A 20,824-nucleotide genomic window follows, 5' to 3' on the forward strand; every position below is an offset into this window, starting at 1 on the left:
CATGCTCGGCTCTGCCGTCTGGCTGACGCTTGCGACCTTGCTGGGCCTGTGCCTGGGGTTCGCCCGCGAGTGGTTGCTGGTGGCTGCGTGGGGTGCCGGAGAGCGCAGCGATGCGTTCCTCATCGCGCTGTTTTTGCCCGAGGCGTTGCGCATGTCGTTGGCCGGTGGCGTACTGAGCGCCGCCGCGCTGCCGTTGTACCTGGCACGTAAGGACGGCGAACGCCTGGACTGGCTGGCAGTGCTGTTCCCGGCCTTGATGCTGATCGCGCTGGTCACCAGCCTGGTGCTGACGTTGCTGGCGCCGTGGCTGGTGCAATTGCTCGGCCCAGGGTTGGCGGCCAGTGCCACGGCGCTGGCCGGCAGCAACCTGCAAATCGTCGCCTGGTGCGTACCCGGCTTGATGCTGCATGCGCTGTTCAGTATTCCGTTGCAGGCCAGCGAGCGGTTTGTGCTGGCGGGGTTGGGCTCGTTGCTGTTCAACCTGCCGCCGGTGACCTACCTGGCGTTGGCGGGCACGGCCACGCAACCGCATTCCCTCGCCTTGGCGTGCCTGGCCGGCAGCCTGTTGATGCCGCTGGCGTTGCTGCCGTCGATCTGGCGCCAGGGCTGGCGGCCGTGGCGCTGGCAACTGTCCTTTGCGCCGCTGCGCGAGCTGGGCCAGCGCATCGGGCCGCTGTTACTGAGCAATGGCGCCAGCCAGGGCTTGGCCTTGATCGAACGGCTGGTGGCGTCGCTGCTCGGCGAAGGCGCGGTGACCTGGGTCAACCTCGCCCGCAAGCTGATGAACCTGCCGCTGATTGCGCTGATGAGCCTCAACCAGGTGCTGCTGGGCATGATGAGCCGACGCCAGGGCGATGAGCGCCTGGCCCTGCTCAAGCGCGGGCTGGAAACCGCCAGCGTGCTGACCTTGCCGGCCGGCGTTGGCCTGGTGGCGGCGGCGCCGAGCCTGGTGGCCCTGCTGCTGCCCAAACAATCGGCGGACTCACCGTTGCCGCTGCTGCTGGCCTGGTTTGCCGTGCCGCTGGTATTCGGCGCCTGGAACGCCTTACTCGCGCGTTATGCGTATGCCGCGGGCGATACGCGCCAGCCGCTGCGTTGCGAACTGCTCGGCAGCCTGGTCAATGTGCTGTTGCTGGGCGTGCTGCCGTTTGTGTTTGGCCTGGCGGGTATTCCCTTGGCCGCACTGGCAGGCGTGATCTGCACCGCCCTGCTGCTGATGCAGCGCCAGGCATTGCAAGGCGCGCTGCCCTGGGCACGGCACTGGCTGCTCAGTGCGCTGGTGATGGGCCTGGCGGCGCTGCTGCTGTTTCCAATTCAAGGCGTGTGGCTGCAACTGGGGTTAAGCACCCTGGCCGGCGCCGTGGTGTTGCTGGGCATGGGGCTGTGGCTCAAGCCATGGCGCAAGGCATGATCGATCGATCGGGGACAGTCGGATGAAACATCGTTGGATTCAAATGGACATTGCCAAGGGCATCGGCATCCTGTTGATCGTGTACGGCCACAGCTGGTTCGTGGCCAACTCCCTGGAGTTGCAGTATCCGATCATTGCTTCGTTCATCTTGCCGCTGTTCTTTTTCCTCTCCGGGGTGTTCTTCAAGCCCGAGCAACCCTTTGTGGAAATGGCAGTGCGCAAGGCCGACGGCCTGCTCAAGCCGTTTTTCTTCACCATGCTGGTGTACGTGCTGGTGCGCGATGTACTGCGCGGCCAACCGCTGCTGCCGGATGTCGGCGGCGTGCTGTATGCCTCGGTGGACACCATTCCCTGGCAGGCGCTGTGGTTTCTGCCGCACTTCTGGGTGGCGATTCTGTTCAGTTGGCTGATGTTGCGCCTGATCCAGCGCCTGAAGCTGTCACTGCCGGTGAGTTGCCTGCTGATTGCGGTGCAACTGCTGATCGGCATCTGGGTATTGCCGTGGTTCTGGCAAATACCGGTGACGGTTGGCGGGCAGACCTGGACGCTGCCTGGCTTACCCTTCAGCCTTGAGATAACCCTGATCAGCAGCACTTACTTCATCTACGGCTACCTGCTGCGCGATTGGTTGCGTCGGCATGAAGGGTCGCTACTGACGCTGGTGATTTCGGTAGCGTTGTTCGCCGCAGTGTTCCTGTACAGCCACGACACCATGGACCTGGCGCAGCGGCGCTACGACCATTGGCTGTGGACGAGCTTGCTGGCGGTGATCGGTGTGTACGCGAGCTGGTCACTGGCGCGGGTGCTGATGGCGTCGGCCGTCATCACGCGGGTGATGACGTACATCGGGCAGTCCACTTTGATTCTGCTGATCTTTCATGGGGAGATTCAGCATAAGACTGTTGACCTGATGGAGCGTGTGGGCCTGCATCCGTTGCTGTCGGCGTGCATTGGATTGGTGGTGGCGGTGGTGGTGCCGTTGCTGATCGGGGAAGTGATCAAGCGGGTGGCGTTTTTGCGGTTTTTCTATTTTCCGTTTCCGGTGCGGAAGGTGGCAAAACCTTTGGAACAGCGCTGAATCAATGTGTCTGTGATGGCGGCTTGTTGGTGTACATATCCGTTGCTGCGGTAACGGCGGCCTATGGTTCCGCTCTTACAGCGGGTCACTTTTGCAAGGACGTGTACGGACCGGACACATGGTGGACACATGTGCGGGGACATGGTGGACACATTATTGACCATAATCAGGCTTACTAACTTCGATAGTTCGCAAAAAATGATGGCAGAAATAGACATCGAACAGACCATCGCTTTCAGGGTTAGGGCGGATTGCTATGTGTTGCCCTGCCAGGCCTTTTGCGATGCTGAAATAGCTTTTCTGAAAGCGAAAACGGCTGTGATAAACCTTGGCTAATACGTCATCTGGTCCGTATTCAAACTCCGGTAGTTGCTGCGGATAATCCCAAGAACTGCTGCGATAACGGTCCATTGGCACCTTGTATTCCAGCGCCTGATGGGGACGTTGCAGGTTGTATATTTCACGCCATTGATCGAAAGCTAGCTGGGCATCTGCCAGTGTAGAAAAGTGACGTCCGTTAAGGACTTCTGCCTTGAGTGATCGATGGAAACGCTCGATTTTCCCATTTGTTTGCGGATGGTAGGGACGACTGAAACTTATCCGAATTCCCAAACGCACCAGCCAAATGCTCAACTCGGTGATCTCGCCAGGATTACGCGGTGAGCCCCAAGGCGCGCCATTGTCGACGTTGATACGTGCTGGTAAACCGTAAATTTCAAATACCTTGCTCATCTTCTCTTTTACGGTGGTACCTCGCTCGTTATCACACGCTTGGATGGCCAGATTGAACCGCGAATGATCGTCCAGGATGGTCAGGGGGTGGCATCGGCCTTGCTGCATTGCAAAGTGGCCTTTGAAATCCATCTGCCAAAGATCGTTGGGCTCAGGATGTTCAAATCTCAGCAGGGCCCCTGGTTCTTTATCTGAGGGTTTAATCAAGCTATGCCGGTGCAAGACATTCGTGACAGTACTGGGGGCAATTCGCTTGTCCAGCATGCTGCTAATTGTTCGTCCGCCCCATGCCGGATGATCTTGGCGAAGTGCAATAACCTCAGCCTCCAGCTCGGCCTGGGTCAGCTTGGGGCTGCTGACGGGCTTACGTGACTTCTCTTGCAGGCCTGCAGAACCGCCGGCCTCGTAGCGTTTTAGCCACTTGTAGGCTGTCTGCGGACTTATGCCGAATCGTCGGCACAGCTCTCGCTTATTACTGCCGGGTTTCTTTGCTAAGGAAACAAACTCTTCTTTTAGGCTCATGGCGTCTCTCGAGTTCCAGGGCATGATGGCCTCCCGGCGCAGTTAGCTTGCCGAGAAGTGTCCACCATGTCCCCGCACACCCGTCAACCATGTGTCCGGTCCGTACACAAGGACGCAAAAGTAACCAAAAGGTCCTCGCCCCAACACTCGGTGCCTCGCTATGGCTCGGCATGCCCGCAATCCGACAGTGATTTGGGGGGCGATTTCAGATCAGGATCAAAAGCGCAGATCAAAAGACCGCTGACTTCGTCATCGAAAAGGATGTAAGGGCCAGAGCAACAGCAACAGCAACAGCAACAGCAACAGCAACAGCAACAGCAACAGCAACAGCAACAGCAACAGCAACAGCAACAGCAACAGCAACAGCAACAGCAACAGCAACAGCAACAGCAACAGCAACAGCAACAGCAACAGCAACAGCAACAGCAACAGCAACAGCAAACAGCAACAGCAAAGCCATACTCGGTCAACTGTGGGAGCTGGCTTGTCGAATCGTCGCACCGCTGCGATGGCATCAACTCTGTGTACCTGAAACACCGAGGTGTCTGCATCGCAGGCAAGCCAGCTCCCACAGAAAAGCAGCTCTTCAGTGTATTCAGATAGGCTTTTGCTTCGCACTTGATCTGGCTTTTGCTTCAACCACTCAGGTCGGCTTTCAGGCCGCCGTGCTGTAGATCTTGATCTTGATCTGCTTTTGATCTGAGACGCCCCGTTAACCACGATGGCCGAACGCAGGCTTGAATCCGTGGGTAACCCGGCAGGACGCCGGGTTAGCCGCGCTGGGCCAAGGATGGCCCATCGCGGCGGCCCACGGATTCAAGCCGGAGTGAGGGCACACCGAGCCTAAGCGAGGTGCCGAGTGGTGGGGCAAAGACCTTTTGGTTACTTTTGGGGCGTTTGCCAAAAGTGACCCGCTGTAAGAGCGGAACCCTACTCAGCCGTTACCGCAGCAACGGATATACACACCGACAGCCCGCCACAGCAGGCAACCCAGCTCCCACATTGGCTTATGTACATTCAATCATCGAGTTGTGAAGCGGCGGGCTTGCTACCAGCTTTAGCGGGCTTGGCAGGTTTACCATTCTTGGCTGGCGCAGCTACAGCAGCAGGCTCAGGCTCGGCCGGTGCAGCGAGGTCTTTTTCAGCCTGGGGCATCTGGTCGATGGCGCTGAAGAACTCCTTCAAGTCGAGAGTATCCGGCGGTACGGTCTTCTCAAGCTTCTTCTCACCGTCTTTACCCACCAGAATCACCTTGGTGCCACTACCAGCGCCCAGCTTGAGGGCACGGATCAACGCATTGGTTTCCGGCGGTGTGAGCTTCTTGTTGTCCTTGGCATCCTTGGCAAACTTCTCACCCTCGGCGCCGATACTGCCGAACTTCACGGTGTAGAACACCATGCTGCGTTCTTCAAAGGACTGCTTGTTGGCAGGCTCGTCCAGCTGTTTCTTGAGGGTCGCCAATGTTTCATTGCCGGAATCAAGTTCCACCACCACCAGCGGTCGGGACTTATTCAAGTCCTGCTTGAGTGGGTTGATATCATCCGCGGCCAACAGCGGCCCCGTAAAAGCCATCAAGGTAGCCAGGGTCAGCGACCGGATGAGCATGCGCACCTCCTTTGAATTCCATGCAGGGTTCTTGAGTTTCATGTCTGCGACAGTCAATTTCAAGGATGATTCCTACACCTCGTTAAGAAGCGTAGGTCAGGAAGCCTGCCACGCAAGGGCTCGAATGGGGTTATCAGTGATTGTTTCTTCTGATTGCGGAACCATAACGAGGCGTTCTATTGCGGCCAATGCCGCGCAAACACCGGCGCCACCACTGGGTCGGCATCCACCTGCGCCAGCGTCTGGGCAAAGCCTGGAGCAAGGTTGTTCAACACCTCCCGCGCCGCGTCCCAACGCGATACCGCGGCAGCCATAATGCCCAGCGCGTTCGGCACATTGCCGGGAGCGAACAACTGGTCGGCAAACTGCTCGGCAAACACCACCCAGGCTTGGTGCAGGTAACGGCGCGTGCCGCTGACCAGTTGCGCCTGTGCGGCGTCATCCACATTACCGAGCCAGCGTTGCGGGTAGTCGATGATGCCGACCGCCGAATAGCAATTGGCGGCGATGTATACCAGCCCACGCAAGATCTGCGCACGGTTGCCGCCGAGCAGGTCGGAGGCGGGAAATTCCAGGCCCAGGTGGATCAGGATCGCGGCGCTTTCGGTCAGCACCTGGCCCTCGGGCGTCACCAAGGTAGGGATTTGTTTAAGTGGGTTGATCCGGGCCAGGGCGTCACTGCCTTCGCTGTCTTCCCAGGAACTGGCGTCGATTCGCCGCCACGGCACCGCGCAACGCTGCAGGGCGATTTCGATCATGCAGGAACCGGATTCGTCGATGCCGTAGAGCGTGTACATGGGCGGTATCTCCTTAGCGCCGCAGTCTGGCCTGCAAGCCGGCCTTCACCTGCGGCCATTCCGAATCGATGATGCTGAACCGCACCGAATTGCGCTTGCGCCCGTCGGGCATGATGCGTTCGTGGCGCACAATGCCCTCTTGCACAGCGCCGAGGCGCAGGATCGCGGCGCGGGATTTTTCGTTGAGTTCGTCGGTGGTGAATTGCACCCGTACGCAGTCGAGCACTTCGAAAGCGTAGGTCAGCAGCAAGAGCTTGGCTTCGGTGTTGATGCCGGTTTTTTGCGTGGACTCGGCCAACCAGGTGTGGCCGATTTCCAGCTTGCGATTAACCCGATCGACCTTCCAGAACCGCGTGCTGCCCACCACCTGGCCAGTGCCTGCGCGCACCAGGGTGAAGGGGATCACGCTGCCCGCATCACGGCCGGCCAAGGCCGTGTCGATGTAGGTGTCGATGGTGTCCGGGCCTGGCACGTTGGTGACCTTGAGATTCCACAATTGGCCGTCGGCAGCCGCTTCAAGCAAGGCGGCCTTGTGTTCGCGTTGCAGGGGCTGGAGTTCGACCGTGCTGCCGGTCAACCTGATCTGAGTCATGGGAAGCTGCGCCGTCTGAGCGTGGTCGTCAAAGGCCAAGAGTGCAGGCTCGCCCCACGTGCAGGCAAGCGTTTTAAAACAGGCCCATTTGCCCGCCGAACAGCGTGCCGAAATCATCATTTACGAACGGCAGGATCGCATCGGCCACCGGCTGTAATTGCCGGGTGACGTAGTGGTCGTAGTCGATGGGTGCCTGGCGTACTTCCAGCGGCTGCGGACCGTTGACCGTAATCACGTAGCTGATCCAACCGCCGCGCTGGTACTGGCGCGGGCGCCCCAGACGGTCGTTGTATTCATCCGCCAGGCGTGCGGCGCGCACATGCGGCGGCACGTTGCGCTCGTAGTCGTCGAGTGGGCGGCGCAGGCGTTTGCGGTAGATCAGCAGGTCGTCGAGTTCGCCGCTCAAGGTACGCCGCACATAGTCGCGCACATAGTCCTGATGGGGCTGGCGATGGAAGATGCGCTGGTAGAGTTCCTGCTGGAATTGCCGGGCCAGCGGTGACCAGTCGCTGCGTACGGTTTCCAGGCCTTTGTAGACCATTTCTTCGCTGCCGTCGGCGCGTATCACCAAGCCGGCGTAGCGCTTTTTGCTGCCCTCCTCCGCACCGCGAATGGTCGGCATGAGGAAGCGGCTAAAGTGGGTTTCGTATTGCAGTTCCAAGGCGCTTTGCAGGCCGAATTCGTTGTGCAGATGCGCGCGCCACCAGTCGTTGACGTGCTGCACCAAGTCGCGGCCGATGCGGCTGGCGTCATCGGCAGAATGCGCGCTGCCGAGCCAGACGAAGGTAGAGTCGGTGTCGCCGTAGATCACGTCATAACCCTTGGCTTCGACCAGCTCGCGGGTCTGGCGCATGATCTGGTGCCCACGCATCGTGATCGAGGACGCCAGCCGTGTATCAAAGAAGCGACAGCCGCTGGAACCGAGTACGCCGTAAAACGCGTTCATGATGATTTTAAGGGCTTGGGACAGTGGCGCGTTGTGTTCACGCTTGGCCACTTCGCGGCCTTCGGAAACCCGCGCGACAATCGAGGGCAGGCAGTGCCGGGTGCGGGAAAAACGCGCACCGCGAAAGCCCTCTACCGACTCGCTGTCGTCCGGGTGCTTGAGGCCTTCGATCAGGCCCACCGGGTCGATAAGAAAACTGCGGATGATCGACGGGTAAAGGCTTTTGTAGTCCAGCACCAACACCGATTCATAGAGGCCGGGCCGCGAGTCCATCACGAACCCGCCGGGGCTGGCCTGGGGCGGTTTGTCGCCCAGGTTCGGCGCGACGAAGCCTTGGCGGTGCATCAGCGGCATATACAGGTGCGTGAACGCCGCCACGGAGCCGCCGTTACGGTCGGCCGGCAGCCCGGTGACGCTGGCGCGTTCGAGCAGGAACTTGAGCAGCTCGGTCTTGGCGAAAATCCGCGTGACCAACTCGCAGTCCTTGAGGTTGTAGCGCGCCAATGCCGGTTTGTCCTCGGCGAACATGCGGTTGATTTCGTCCATGCGCTGGTACGGCGTGGAGATGTCCTTGCCTTCGCCGAGCAGGGTTTGCGCGACGTTTTCCAGGCTGAAGGATTCGAAACTCCAGGTCGCCGAACGCAGGGCTTCGATGCCATCGATGATCAGCCGCCCGGCCGCGGCGGCGAAATAGTGGTTGCGGCTGCCATGTTCACGCCAGGCCATGGCCTCGCCGCCACGCCCCAGCAAGAGCGGCACGTTGAGACGCTGGGCATGTTCGTGCAATACGCGCAGGTCGAACTGCACCAGGTTCCAGCCGATGATTGCATCGGGGTCGTGGGTGGCCAGCCATTGGTTGAGGCGTTCGAGCAATTGGGCGCGGGTATCGCAATAGTCGAGTTTGAAGTCCACCGCATCGGCTTTGTTGGGCGGGCCGAGCATGTACACCTGGCGCTCGCCGCAGCCTTCGAGGGCGATGGAATACAGGTCGCCTTGGGCGGTGGTCTCGATGTCCAGGGACAACAGTTTGAGCGGCGGGCGGTAGTCCGGCGCGGGTTTCAACTGCGCGTCGAGCAAGGTGCCGCTGGCATCCGGCGTGCCGCCAAACCACACGGGCGCAGTGATGAAGCGTTCCATCATGTAGCGCTCGGGCGGGCGCACGTCACCTTCGTAAACGTCGACACCGGCGGCGCGCAAGCGCTTTTCCAGGTCCATCAGCTGGCGGTGCTGGCGGGTGTAGAGGCCGAGGACAGGGCGATGATGGAAGTCGCACAACTGCAACGGGCGCAGTTCAATCTCGCGCTCGCCCTTGAGCAGCCAGTCGAGCGGCTTGCGATGCGCTTCCGGAATAAACATCACCGAGGTTTGCACGGGTAGGCGCACGCACCGTGGGCCTTGGTCGGTGGCCAGCCAGAAACTGACCTCCGTGCCCGCCGCCGTGTCGCGCCAATGCCGGGTCAGGACAAAACCCTGCTGTAAATCCACCGTACCGCACCTCAGGAATCGCTCTCAGGGCGTGATTCTACTCGGCATCCGGGCAAACGCGATGGGCGATGGCATTTATCCGGCTTATACCTCCTATGCTGAATGTGGATTTCACTGTGCCGCCCCAGCGCTTTAGCCTGCTCGGCGCATCCCGAACCCCGCCCCATAACCTGAGAGCCCGAGAACCCGACCGATGATTAAACACCTGACCTTAGCATTTGTACTCAGCGCCTGTTCCATCGCCCTTGCCCAGGCGGCCGAAGACGTGCCCGCCGCACGCACCTTTCACTTCGGCCCGTTGCAGGTGACGGCGCTGCACGACAAGACCAATGACATCCCCAATGACGGCAAGGTCTTCGGCGCCAATGTCGGGCCAGAGGCCGTTGCCGGCGTGCTCGCCGCCGCTGGTGCGCCGACCGACAAGGTCAGCCTGGATGTGGACGCATTGCTGGTGAAGGACGGCAAAAAAACCATCCTCATCGACACCGGTTTGGGCCCCAACGTGCAAGGCTTGCTGATGCAGAGCCTGGCGCAGGCCGGCGTTGCGCCTGAGCAGATCACGGATGTGCTGATCACCCATGTGCACGGCGACCATATTGGCGGGCTGGTCACGGCCGAGGGCACGCAGGCGTTTCCCAAGGCAGTGGTGAAGATCTCCAAGCCGGACTGGCAATGGCTGCAAGGCCAGGCCAACATGGCGGCGCTGATCAAAGTGATTACGCCGCAGGTGAAGACCTTTGCACCGGGCGATAAAGTCGCACCGGGTATCAACTCTGTACCGCTCAAGGGCCATACGCCTGGTCATGTGGGCTATCAGATTGTCTCAGGGCAATCGCGCTTGCTGGATGTAGGTGATCTGGTCCACAGCTCGATTGTGTCCCTGGCTCAGCCTGAATGGGCGATCACTTTTGACAATGACCGTGATGAAGGCATCGCCACGCGCCGCGCAGAGCTGAAGAAACTGGCCGACAGCCATGAGACGATTTTCGCCCCGCACTTCCCGTTCCCGGGCATTGGCCAGATCAAGGCCGAGGGTGATCACTTCATCTGGATGCCGGCAAAATAAGCTACGCCGCCGCGCATTGGCTAAGCATGCTGCGCAGCCAGGCGTGGGCGGGATCCTGATCAAAACGTGAATGCCAGGCCGCGTAGAGGTTGTAGCGCTGTACTTCAAGCGGCAGGGCAGACGATTGCAGCGTGCCGGCGTAGCGTTCAAGAAACTGCGCGGGCAAGGTACAGACCAGATCGGTGGTCTGCAGGATCAACGGCACCAGGCTGTAGTACTGCACCGAAACCCCAACCCGCCGCGCCAGCCCTTTGCGCGCCAACGCCTCATCCATAAAGCCGTAGAATCCGCCGCCATCGCCAGACACCAGCACGTGTTCCAACTGGGTGTACGCCGCCAGCGTCACCGGCCCAGTGCCGCGTGGGTGGCCGATGCGCTGGCCCAAGCGAAACTCTTCCTCGAGCAGTAACAGTTGCGAGGCTTTGTCGACGGCGTCTTTACCGGTCAGGGCGAGGTCGATGTCGCCGCTTTCCATCTGCTCGGGCAGCCTGTTTCTGTCGATGCCGCGAAAGGCAAAGCGAATGCCTTGGATGCCCATCGCGCGCGTCAACGCGATCAGGCGCGGCGCCATGATGGCACTGGCATTGTCATTCGCCGCCAGGCTGAACACACGTTGGGCACTGAACGGGTCGAACAGGGGCGTGTGGTTGATGACGTCTTCGAGCACTTGCAGGGCTTGGCGCAACGGCTGTTGCAGGTGTTCGCCGCGAGGCGTCAGCACCATGCCCTTGCCGGACAGCGCGGGGGTGAGCAATGGGTCGCCGAACAAGTCACGCAAGCGCGCCAATTGTGCCGAGAGCGCGGGCTGGCTGATGGACAGGCGTTCGGCGGCGCGGGTGACATTACGCTCATCCAGCAAGGTGCTGAGTGAGGCCAGCAACGCCAGGTTATGGCCGGTGAGGTTCATGCCGCCAGTGCCTTGAGTGCAGTAAGGGAGAGGCTATATAGCACCTTTGCGGCCGCTGGTCGGCAGATCCCGCGCGTGCGGACAACAATTTCACAAACTTGTTGCGGAATATTAATGACAATTACTATCATTCGCGCCGGAGTCGTATCCGCGCAGTGAGGAAGCGCAACGTTGTTGCCCTTTTTCCTCACATGACGGTTCGCCGTCAGGATCGACCATGCCCACCTGCTCCCGACTTGTTGTGCCCTTTCGCCCTACCCTGCTCGCCCTTTGCTGCTCCATAAGCTTTGCCGCTTATGCGGCAAGCCCGGACGGCAACACACTGGAATTGGGTGCCACCACTATCAGCGCCGACGCCCCTGCACCGAACGCATTGCCGCCGGTTTACGCGGGCGGCCAAGTGGCGCGCGGCGGCCAGTTAGGTGTGCTGGGCAACCAGGACATCATGGACGCGCCGTTCAGCATGTCCTCCTACACCGAGAAGTTGATCCGCGAGCAGCACGCGCAAACCGTCGGCGATGTGCTGCTCAATGACTCGTCCGTGCGCCAGGCATCAGGCTATGCGAACCAGGCCCAGGCCTTCGTGATTCGTGGCCTGCCGCTCAATGGTGACGATATCTCGTTCAACGGTTTGTACGGCATCCTGCCGCGCCAGATCATGTCCACCGACGCGCTGGAACGGGTTGAAGTGTTCAAAGGCCCCAACGCCTTCATCAACGGCGTGACGCCGAGCGGTTCCGGTATCGGCGGCGGCGTTAATCTGCAACCCAAGCGCGCCGATGATGTGCCGTTGCGCCGTTTTAGCACCGATATCAGCAGTGACGGGCGGGTTGGCGAGCACCTGGACATCGGCCAGCGCTTCGGTGAAGACAACCGTTTTGGCGCGCGGGTGAATATTTCCCAGCGCGAAGGCGACACTGCCATCGACGACGAAAGCCAGCGCTCGAAGCTGTTCTCGGTCGGCCTGGATTATCGCGGTGACGCCCTGCGCGTGTCCGGCGATTTTGTTTATCAGAAGCAGCAGGTCAATGGCGGGCGTAACTCGGTGTTGCTCGGCAACGGGCTGACTCACATCCCGAATGCGCCGTCGGCCGACACCAACTACGCGCCGAACTGGGGCACCACCAGCCTGGAAGACACCTTCGGCATGTTGCGCGGTGAGTACGACCTCAATGACAACTGGACCGCCTACATCGCCGGCGGCGCCAAGCACACCAACGAGCTGGGCCGCTATTCTTCGGTCACCCTCAGGGACACGCTGGGCAATGCCACGGTCAGCGGCTCGAACATTGCGCATCAGGAAGATAACACCAGCCTGATGGCCGGCCTGAACGGCAAGTTCCAGACCGGCGCGGTCAGCCACAAATTGAACCTCGGCTTGACCGGCATCTGGACCCAGACCCGCAACGCCTTTGACTTTGCCTCCGGCACCCAGCCGACCAATATTTACAACCCGGCTGATGTGACTGCTCCAGCCAAAGGAGGCTTCACCTCCGGCAGCGACCTGAACGACCCTGGCATCACCGCCAAGACCTTCGCCCGCAGCGCGGCGGTGTCGGATACCTTCGGTTTTATGGATGACCGCTTGCTGTTCACCGCCGGCTTGCGTCGCCAGGAGCTGGTGGTTCAGGGCTACGCCTATGGCACCGGCACACGCACTGCCAATTACGCCAAGGGCATTACCACGCCGGTGTATGGCCTGGTGTTCAAACCCTGGGAGCATGTGTCGCTTTACGCCAACCACATCGAAGGCCTGGCGTCAGGACCAACTGCCCCCTCCACCTTCAGCAGCGCCATCGTGACCAACGCCAACCAGACCTTTGCACCCGCACGCTCGAAACAGACCGAGGCTGGCGTCAAGGTCGACATGGGCACCTATGGCGCAACGCTGGGTGTGTACCGAATCGAACAGCCGACCCAAGGTTTTTCCCAGCTTAATGCAGACGGCACTGCGACCTTTGTCTTCGAAGGCGAGCAAGTCAACAAAGGTGTAGAGCTGAATGTCTTCGGCGAACCGGTCAGCGGCTTACGCCTGCTGGGCGGCGCGACCATCATCCACACCGAAGTCAACGGCACGGCTAACGGCGCCAACGACGGCAACCGCGCCATTGGCGTACCGTCCTTCCAACTTAACGCTGGCGTGGATTGGGATGTGCCGGGCCTGCAAGGCGTGAGCGTCAACGGCCGTATGCTGCGTACCGGCGGCCAGTACGCCGATGCGGCGAACAACCTCAGCCTGCCGGCCTGGAACCGCTTCGACGTGGGCGCCCGCTACAACTTCAAGGTGGCCCAGCGTGATGTGAGCCTGGGCGCGACGGTGGAGAACGTGGCGAATACCAAGTACTGGGAATCGGCGTTGGGCGGTTATCTGACCCAAGGTGATCCGCGGGTGGCCAAGTTCTCGGCGACGGTGGACTTCTAAACACGTTGTAACCTGGCGAGTCAGCGGATTTGCGCATCGCTGACTCACCACTAGACTCAGGGCTTCTCTCACATGGAAGTCCTACCAATGAATGTATCCCGCTCCCTGCGCCAGGCCATTGCGCTGGTGACCCTCCTGTCTGCCGGCAACCTAGCCGTTTACGCTGCCGATATCCCACTGTCCAAATCCCTCGAAGCCGATGAAGTCACCACCAAAGTGCTGTCGGTCGATGCCGCCAACCACCAGGTGGTGCTGGCAGGTGCCCAGGGTAACCCGGTGCATGTGCAACTCAGTGATGAGGCCAAGGATCTGGGCAACCTCAAGGTGGGCGATCAGGTGAAGGTGCTGACCACCCATTCGGTGGCTGCCGTGCTCGACACCGACGTGGACAAGAGCCCGCCGGATGCCAGCGAGAAAACCGGCGTGGTCCGCGCCACTGCCGATAACCCCAACCCTGGCGGCGCAGCGTTCCGCCAAGTGCAGGTGCAACTGAAGATCACCCATATCGATCTGAAGAAAAACCAGGTCACCCTGGAAAACCCGACGGGCGCGACCAAAGTACTGAACGTTGAAAAACCGGAAATTCGTGCCGGCCTCAAAGACCTGAAAGTCGGCCAGAGTGTGTTGGTGACCTTCACCGACACCCTGGAAATCACCACGGCTCACGAAGGCTGACAGCAATGAAAACGGGCATCTTCACGATGCCCGTTTGGGTCAGGCGCTGCGCGCCTGGTTCAGGTAATTTTCGATGTTGCCCATTTGCTCATCCCAACCTCGGGAGTTCATCTTGAAGGCTTTCTGGCGACGCGCTTCGGGCACAGCGTCAAAACCGGATTCGACTACCCGCAGCAGGATGCCGGGCGCGCGGTCGTCGAGGGTGAACTCCACCAGGGTCGGTGTTTCCTGGTCGTAGTCGACGCCCTTTTCGACAGCGTAAGGGTGCCATCTGAATGAGAACAGGGTTTGGGGCAGGATGCGCACGATTTCTGCCTTCCACACCACATGTTCGTAGCCTGGGTAAGTGATCGGCGCCTCGATGGTTTTTCCAGCGGTAAAGGTTTCACCCTTGAGGGCGATGCCAAACCACTGGCCAAATTGCTCGGCATTGGTGAGCGCGTCCCAGATTTGTTTGCGCGGTACGTTGAGCAGGACTTTTCGTTCGATGCGATCTAACACGTGCATAAGTCACCTCCTCCATTGAAAGTAGGCGACAACAAACAATGCGCAACCTCAGGTTGTAAGCAATGATGATTGTCCCCGTCCTTGATCAGGCAATACGTGTATGACTGACCCGCTGAATGGAAGTTGCTTCTGCAAAGCCGTGCGCTATCAAATCGACAGCTTGGACATGCCCATCAGCCACTGCCATTGCGACAGTTGCCGCAAAGTGCATGCAGCCGCATTCGTGGCCACGGCCGGGGTGCTGCGCGAGCACTTTCGCTGGACGCAGGGGCAGGCGCTGTTGTCGTCGTTTGAATCTTCGCCGGGCAAGCTCAGGCATTTCTGCTCGCGCTGCGGCTCACACCTGATGGCTGAGCGTGGGCATCAGCCCCATGTGATTGTGCGGGTGGCGACGCTGGATGATGACCCTGGCGTGCGGCCCACCTCGCACATCTGGACGGCCCATGATGTGCCCTGGCTTGCTTACGCAGGCGTAGAGCACTGGGATGAGTGGAAGACCTGACTAGACGTGCGGGTCACCGGGCGCCTTGGCGGGCGTCGCGTATTGCGGCTTGAGATGGCCTTCCTGGTCAAGCAGCCAGGCATCCATGATCTGCCGCACCACCGGGCCTGCCACGCGGCCACCGGCTTCGCCGTTTTCGATCATCACCGAGATCACGATTTTCGGATGTTCGGCCGGCGCAAAGCCGACGAACAAGGCGTTGTCGCGATGGCGCTCCAGCGTCTTGTTGCGGTTATAGCGCTCACCCTGCTTGATCGCCACCACCTGCGCAGTACCACTCTTGCCGGCGATCCGGTATTGAGCACCGGCCGCTGCCGCACGCGCGATACCGCGAGGGTCGTGCATCACCAACTGCATGCCATGGTTGACTTGCTCCCAATCTCGCGGGTCCTTGAGCACCACGTTAGGCATCGGGTTTTCGTCCACCGGCGGTACACCGTTGATGGTCTTGGCAAGGTGCGGTCGGTTCCACACACCTTTGTTGGCGATCAGCGCTGTGGCTTGGGCCAACTGCAACGGCGTGACCTGCATATAGCCCTGGCCAATGCCGAGGATCACGGTTTCGCCCGGGAACCAGGGTTGGCGCCGCGTCGCGCGCTTCCAGGCCTGGGAAGGCATCAGGCCGGCTGATTCTTCGAACATGTCGAGGGAGACTTTCTGACCGAGACCGAATTCGGCCAGGTAGTCGTGCAGTCGATCGATACCCAGCTTATGGGCCAGGTCGTAAAAGTAGGTGTCATTGGAGCGCATGATCGCCGCATCCATGTCTACCCAGCCGTCACCGCTGTGGTTCCAGTTGCGGTATTTATGGTCAAAATCGGGCAATTGGTAATAACCGGGGTCGAACACTCGGGTTTGCGCGGTCACTACACCACTGTCGAGACCAGCGATGGCCACTTCCGGCTTGATGGTCGAGCCGGGCGCGTAAAGCCCGCGCAGCACGCGGTTAAACAGCGGCCGATCGATAGAATCGTGCAGCGCGGCATATTCCTTGAAGCTGATGCCGGTGACGAACAGGTTCGGGTCAAAGCTCGGCTTGCTGACCATGGCCAGCACTTCGCCGGTCTGCGGGTCGAGCGCCACCACCGAACCACGGCGATCACCCAGGGCCTCTTCTGCCGCTTCCTGGAGTTTGACGTCGAGGCTCAGCACGATGTTTTTGCCGGGGATCGGGTCGGTATGCTTGAGTACGCGCAACACGCGGCCCTGGGCGTTGGTCTCGACCTCTTCATAGCCGACATGGCCGTGCAGCTCGGACTCGTAGAAACGCTCGATACCGGTCTTGCCGATGGACTGGGTACCGCGGTACTCCACCGAATCGAGGGCTTTGGATTCTTTTTCGTTGATTCGGCCAACATAGCCAATCGAGTGGGCAAAATGCGCGCCCAACGGGTAATGCCGCACGAACTGCGGTTCAACATCGACGCCCGGCAAGCGGAACTCGTTAACAGCCAGCACGGCAATCTGCTCTTCGGTCAATTCGTAGAACAGCGTTACCGGCACAAACGGATGGCGGGCTTGTTTCAATGCCTTGTCGAACACCGCGCGGTCTTCTGCGGGTAAGTGCAACAGGCTGACGATAGCGTCCAGCTCGCCCTTGAGGTCGGTGGTGCGCTCACGGGTGATAGTCAGGTTGTAGCTTGGACGGTTGTCGGCCAGCACCACGCCATTGCGGTCATAAATCAGCCCGCGCGTGGGCGTGATCGGCAGTACATGGACCCGGTTGTTCTCGGAAATCGTCGAGTGATAGTCGTACTGCACCACCTGCAGGAAATACATGCGCCCGACCAAGGCGCAAGTAATACCAATCACCAACAGTGCGCAGGCGAGCAAGCGCTTGTTGACCAGGCGGTTTTCTTTTTCGTGATCCTTGATCGGTATCGGTTCAGGCATTTCTACAGCATCTCGTTGAAGAAGGTGGACGCCGCATCCTGCGGATGAAAGATCAATCCTTGTGAAAATGTGCTGCACCATACCAAAAATGCAGAAACACTTTGCATCGATTTCCCCAACGGCATGCTGTTTTGTCAGACAGGGACGGATTTTGGCTGCAAAAAGGCCTCAATCACGCAAGTGCGATCAATCAGATGCCCCTCCAGCTATGTGCAGGGTGAGAGTGAGGATGCCGATCTTGATGATGCCGATTCAGCTGCTCAAAGCGCAGAGGTTTTGAAGTGAACTATGGTTTTCGACCGCCCAAAACAAAACCCCTGATTGCGTTAGCAATCAGGGGTTTCGGAATTTAATCTTGACGATGACCTACTCTCACATGGGGAAACCCCACACTACCATCGGCGATGCATCGTTTCACTACTGAGTTCGGGATGGGATCAGGTGGTTCCAATGCTCTATGGTCGTCAAGAAATTCGGGTACTGAGTCGTAGCCAGCTGGCTTCGCTTCAGCAAATTGGGTATGTGACAGCTTTCGGTGTTTTGTGAGCGTCGAACTTTCGGTTCATCTCGTCTTCACACACCGCAATCTGATGCTCTCTCGAGAAACAAATTGCTTGGGTGTTATATGGTCAAGCCTCACGGGCAATTAGTATTGGTTAGCTCAACGCCTCACAGCGCTTACACACCCAACCTATCAACGTCGTAGTCTTCGACGGCCCTTCAGGGGACTCAAGGTCCCAGTGAGATCTCATCTTGAGGCTAGTTTCCCGCTTAGATGCTTTCAGCGGTTATCTATTCCGAACATAGCTACCCGGCAATGCCACTGGCGTGACAACCGGAACACCAGAGGTTCGTCCACTCCGGTCCTCTCGTACTAGGAGCAGCCCCTCTCAAATCTCAAACGTCCACGGCAGATAGGGACCGAACTGTCTCACGACGTTCTAAACCCAGCTCGCGTACCACTTTAAATGGCGAACAGCCATACCCTTGGGACCGGCTTCAGCCCCAGGATGTGATGAGCCGACATCGAGGTGCCAAACACCGCCGTCGATATGAACTCTTGGGCGGTATCAGCCTGTTATCCCCGGAGTACCTTTTATCCGTTGAGCGATGGCCCTTCCATACAGAACCACCGGATCACTAAGACCTACTTTCGTACCTGCTCGACGTGTCTGTCTCGCAGTCAAGCGCGCTTTTGCCTTTATACTCTACGACCGATTTCCGACCGGTCTGAGCGCACCTTCGTACTCCTCCGTTACTCTTTAGGAGGAGACCGCCCCAGTCAAACTACCCACCATACACTGTCCTCGATCCGGATAACGGACCTGAGTTAGAACCTCAAAGTTGCCAGGGTGGTATTTCAAGGTTGGCTCCACGCAGACTGGCGTCCACGCTTCAAAGCCTCCCACCTATCCTACACAAGCAAATTCAAAGTCCAGTGCAAAGCTATAGTAAAGGTTCACGGGGTCTTTCCGTCTAGCCGCGGATACACTGCATCTTCACAGCGATTTCAATTTCACTGAGTCTCGGGTGGAGACAGCGCCGCCATCGTTACGCCATTCGTGCAGGTCGGAACTTACCCGACAAGGAATTTCGCTACCTTAGGACCGTTATAGTTACGGCCGCCGTTTACCGGGGCTTCGATCAAGAGCTTCGCGTTAGCTAACCCCATCAATTAACCTTCCGGCACCGGGCAGGCGTCACACCCTATACGTCCACTTTCGTGTTTGCAGAGTGCTGTGTTTTTAATAAACAGTCGCAGCGGCCTGGTATCTTCGACCGGCATGAGCTTACGGAGCAAGTCCTTCACCCTCACCGGCGCACCTTCTCCCGAAGTTACGGTGCCATTTTGCCTAGTTCCTTCACCCGAGTTCTCTCAAGCGCCTTGGTATTCTCTACCCAACCACCTGTGTCGGTTTGGGGTACGGTTCCTGGTTACCTGAAGCTTAGAAGCTTTTCTTGGAAGCATGGCATCAACCACTTCGTTAACTAAAAGTTAACTCGTCATCAGCTCTCGGCCTTAGAATCCCGGATTTACCTAAGATTCCAGCCTACCACCTTAAACTTGGACAACCAACGCCAAGCTGGCCTAGCCTTCTCCGTCCCTCCATCGCAATAACCAGAAGTACAGGAATATTAACCTGTTTTCCATCGACTACGCTTTTCAGCCTCGCCTTAGGGACCGACTAACCCTGCGTCGATTAACGTTGCGCAGGAAACCTTGGTCTTTCGGCGTGGGTGTTTTTCACACCCATTGTCGTTACTCATGTCAGCATTCGCACTTCTGATACCTCCAGCAAGCTTCTCAACTCACCTTCACAGGCTTACAGAACGCTCCTCTACCGCATCACTTACGTGATACCCGTAGCTTCGGTGTATGGTTTGAGCCCCGTTACATCTTCCGCGCAGGCCGACTCGACTAGTGAGCTATTACGCTTTCTTTAAAGGGTGGCTGCTTCTAAGCCAACCTCCTAGCTGTCTAAGCCTTCCCACATCGTTTCCCACTTAACCATAACTTTGGGACCTTAGCTGACGGTCTGGGTTGTTTCCCTTTTCACGACGGACGTTAGCACCCGCCGTGTGTCTCCCATGCTCGGCACTTGTAGGTATTCGGAGTTTGCATCGGTTTGGTAAGTCGGGATGACCCCCTAGCCGAAACAGTGCTCTACCCCCTACAGTGATACATGAGGCGCTACCTAAATAGCTTTCGAGGAGAACCAGCTATCTCCGAGCTTGATTAGCCTTTCACTCCGATCCACAGGTCATCCGCTAACTTTTCAACGGTAGTCGGTTCGGTCCTCCAGTTAGTGTTACCCAACCTTCAACCTGCCCATGGATAGATCGCCCGGTTTCGGGTCTATTCCCAGCGACTAGACGCCCTATTAAGACTCGCTTTCGCTACGCCTCCCCTATTCGGTTAAGCTCGCCACTGAAAATAAGTCGCTGACCCATTATACAAAAGGTACGCAGTCACCCAACAAAGTGGGCTCCCACTGCTTGTACGCATACGGTTTCAGGATCTATTTCACTCCCCTCTCCGGGGTTCTTTTCGCCTTTCCCTCACGGTACTAGTTCACTATCGGTCAGTCAGTAGTATTTAGCCTTGGAGGATGGTCCCCCATATTCAGACAAAGTTTCTCGTGCTCCGTCCTACTCGATTTCATGACTAAGAGATTTTCGCGTACAGGGCTATCACCCACTATGGCCGTACTTTCCAGAACGTTCCGCTAATCTCAAAGCCACTTAAGGGCTAGTCCCCGTTCGCTCGCCACTACTAAGGGAATCTCGGTTGATTTCTTTTCCTCAGGGTACTTAGATGTTTCAGTTCCCCTGGTTCGCCTCTTACGCCTATGTATTCAGCGTAAGATAACCATCTTATGATGGCTGGGTTCCCCCATTCAGACATCTCCGGATCAAAGTCTGTTTGCCGACTCCCCGAAGCTTTTCGCAGGCTACCACGTCTTTCATCGCCTCTGACTGCCAAGGCATCCACCGTATGCGCTTCTTCACTTGACCATATAACCCCAAGCAATCTGGTTATACTGTGAAGACAACATTCGCCGAAAATTCGAATTTCTCAATTAAGAGAACTCACAAATTTTACCTTAGCCTGATCCGTTACCAGTGAAAGTAACGTTCAGTCTATCTTTCTATCACATACCCAAATTTTTAAAGAACGATCTA

At 58.5% G+C, this 20,824-nt stretch carries 15 protein-coding genes and 2 rRNA genes; 6 read left to right on the forward strand and 11 right to left on the reverse strand.

The features are described 5' to 3' along the window. The first annotated feature begins 1 nt into the window (after position 1). Both P5706_RS21740 and P5706_RS21745 read left to right on the forward strand, forming a co-directional pair. Positions 2–1,411, forward strand: coding sequence for a lipid II flippase MurJ (locus P5706_RS21740; RefSeq protein WP_285681745.1), 1,410 nt, complete (start codon positions 2–4; stop codon positions 1,409–1,411). A gap of 22 nt (positions 1,412–1,433) precedes the next feature. Next, positions 1,434–2,489 carry an acyltransferase family protein gene (locus tag P5706_RS21745; RefSeq protein WP_200431543.1) on the forward strand — a complete coding sequence of 352 codons (1,056 nt, stop codon included), beginning with the start codon at positions 1,434–1,436 and terminating at the stop codon, positions 2,487–2,489. A 153-nt stretch (positions 2,490–2,642) separates the two neighbouring features. Here P5706_RS21745 and P5706_RS21750 read toward each other — a convergent pair whose 3' ends face one another. The 6 genes from P5706_RS21750 to P5706_RS21775 form a co-directional block, all read right to left on the reverse strand. Further along, entirely contained in the window at positions 2,643–3,767 is a 1,125-nt protein-coding gene (locus tag P5706_RS21750) for an IS481 family transposase (protein ID WP_285679088.1), read from the reverse strand. 225 nt (positions 3,768–3,992) lie between these two features. Next, positions 3,993–4,184 (reverse strand): hypothetical protein, encoded by a 192-nt coding sequence (locus tag P5706_RS21755; RefSeq protein WP_285681747.1) that lies wholly within the window; start codon positions 4,182–4,184, stop codon positions 3,993–3,995. 576 nt (positions 4,185–4,760) lie between these two features. Next, positions 4,761–5,348: a DUF4174 domain-containing protein gene (locus tag P5706_RS21760; protein WP_200431542.1), complete on the reverse strand. Its 588-nt coding sequence runs from the start codon at positions 5,346–5,348 to the stop codon at positions 4,761–4,763. 176 nt (positions 5,349–5,524) lie between these two features. Beyond that, positions 5,525–6,145, reverse strand: coding sequence for a glutathione S-transferase N-terminal domain-containing protein (locus tag P5706_RS21765; protein ID WP_200431541.1), 621 nt, complete (start codon positions 6,143–6,145; stop codon positions 5,525–5,527). A gap of 13 nt (positions 6,146–6,158) precedes the next feature. Next, on the reverse strand, positions 6,159–6,737 hold the full coding sequence (locus tag P5706_RS21770) for a GNAT family N-acetyltransferase (RefSeq protein WP_285681750.1): 579 nt from the start codon (positions 6,735–6,737) through the stop codon (positions 6,159–6,161). A gap of 73 nt (positions 6,738–6,810) precedes the next feature. After that, positions 6,811–9,168, reverse strand: coding sequence for a DNA polymerase II (locus tag P5706_RS21775; RefSeq protein ID WP_285681751.1), 2,358 nt, complete (start codon positions 9,166–9,168; stop codon positions 6,811–6,813). A 193-nt stretch (positions 9,169–9,361) separates the two neighbouring features. On the opposite strand from P5706_RS21775, the gene P5706_RS21780 reads away from it, so the two are divergent. Beyond that, positions 9,362–10,234: an MBL fold metallo-hydrolase gene (locus tag P5706_RS21780; protein WP_285681753.1), complete on the forward strand. Its 873-nt coding sequence runs from the start codon at positions 9,362–9,364 to the stop codon at positions 10,232–10,234. 1 nt (position 10,235) lies between these two features. On the opposite strand, the gene P5706_RS21785 is transcribed toward P5706_RS21780, so the two are convergent. Continuing rightward, positions 10,236–11,141, reverse strand: coding sequence for a LysR family transcriptional regulator (locus P5706_RS21785; protein WP_200431537.1), 906 nt, complete (start codon positions 11,139–11,141; stop codon positions 10,236–10,238). Positions 11,142–11,358: 217 nt separating this feature from the next. On the opposite strand from P5706_RS21785, the gene P5706_RS21790 reads away from it, so the two are divergent. Together P5706_RS21790 and P5706_RS21795 are read left to right on the forward strand one after the other, a co-directional pair. Then, the gene (locus tag P5706_RS21790) at positions 11,359–13,563 is read left to right on the forward strand and encodes a TonB-dependent receptor (protein ID WP_285681755.1); all 2,205 of its coding nucleotides are present in this window, start codon (positions 11,359–11,361) and stop codon (positions 13,561–13,563) included. An 87-nt stretch (positions 13,564–13,650) separates the two neighbouring features. Next, entirely contained in the window at positions 13,651–14,238 is a 588-nt protein-coding gene (locus P5706_RS21795; protein ID WP_285681757.1) for a hypothetical protein, read from the forward strand. A gap of 39 nt (positions 14,239–14,277) precedes the next feature. On the opposite strand, the gene P5706_RS21800 is transcribed toward P5706_RS21795, so the two are convergent. After that, entirely contained in the window at positions 14,278–14,745 is a 468-nt protein-coding gene (locus P5706_RS21800) for an SRPBCC family protein (protein WP_200431534.1), read from the reverse strand. Positions 14,746–14,845: 100 nt separating this feature from the next. Between P5706_RS21800 and P5706_RS21805 the strand changes: the two genes are divergently transcribed. Further along, positions 14,846–15,247 carry a GFA family protein gene (locus P5706_RS21805; protein ID WP_200431533.1) on the forward strand — a complete coding sequence of 134 codons (402 nt, stop codon included), beginning with the start codon at positions 14,846–14,848 and terminating at the stop codon, positions 15,245–15,247. Here P5706_RS21805 and mrdA read toward each other — a convergent pair whose 3' ends face one another. The 3 genes from mrdA to P5706_RS21820 form a co-directional block, all read right to left on the reverse strand. Beyond that, positions 15,248–17,140 carry a penicillin-binding protein 2 gene (gene mrdA, locus P5706_RS21810; protein ID WP_056858820.1) on the reverse strand — a complete coding sequence of 631 codons (1,893 nt, stop codon included), beginning with the start codon at positions 17,138–17,140 and terminating at the stop codon, positions 15,248–15,250. Between the two features lie 353 nt (positions 17,141–17,493). Further along, positions 17,494–17,609: ribosomal RNA gene (gene rrf / locus P5706_RS21815) — 5S ribosomal RNA — on the reverse strand. Positions 17,610–17,765: 156 nt separating this feature from the next. Next, positions 17,766–20,656 (reverse strand): 23S ribosomal RNA (locus tag P5706_RS21820). Between the last annotated feature and the right edge of the window lie 168 nt (positions 20,657–20,824).

Origin of the sequence: Pseudomonas sp. ChxA (genome assembly GCF_030263855.1) — a bacterium.
In the GTDB taxonomy this organism is placed as follows: domain Bacteria; phylum Pseudomonadota; class Gammaproteobacteria; order Pseudomonadales; family Pseudomonadaceae; genus Aquipseudomonas; species Aquipseudomonas fluorescens_CB.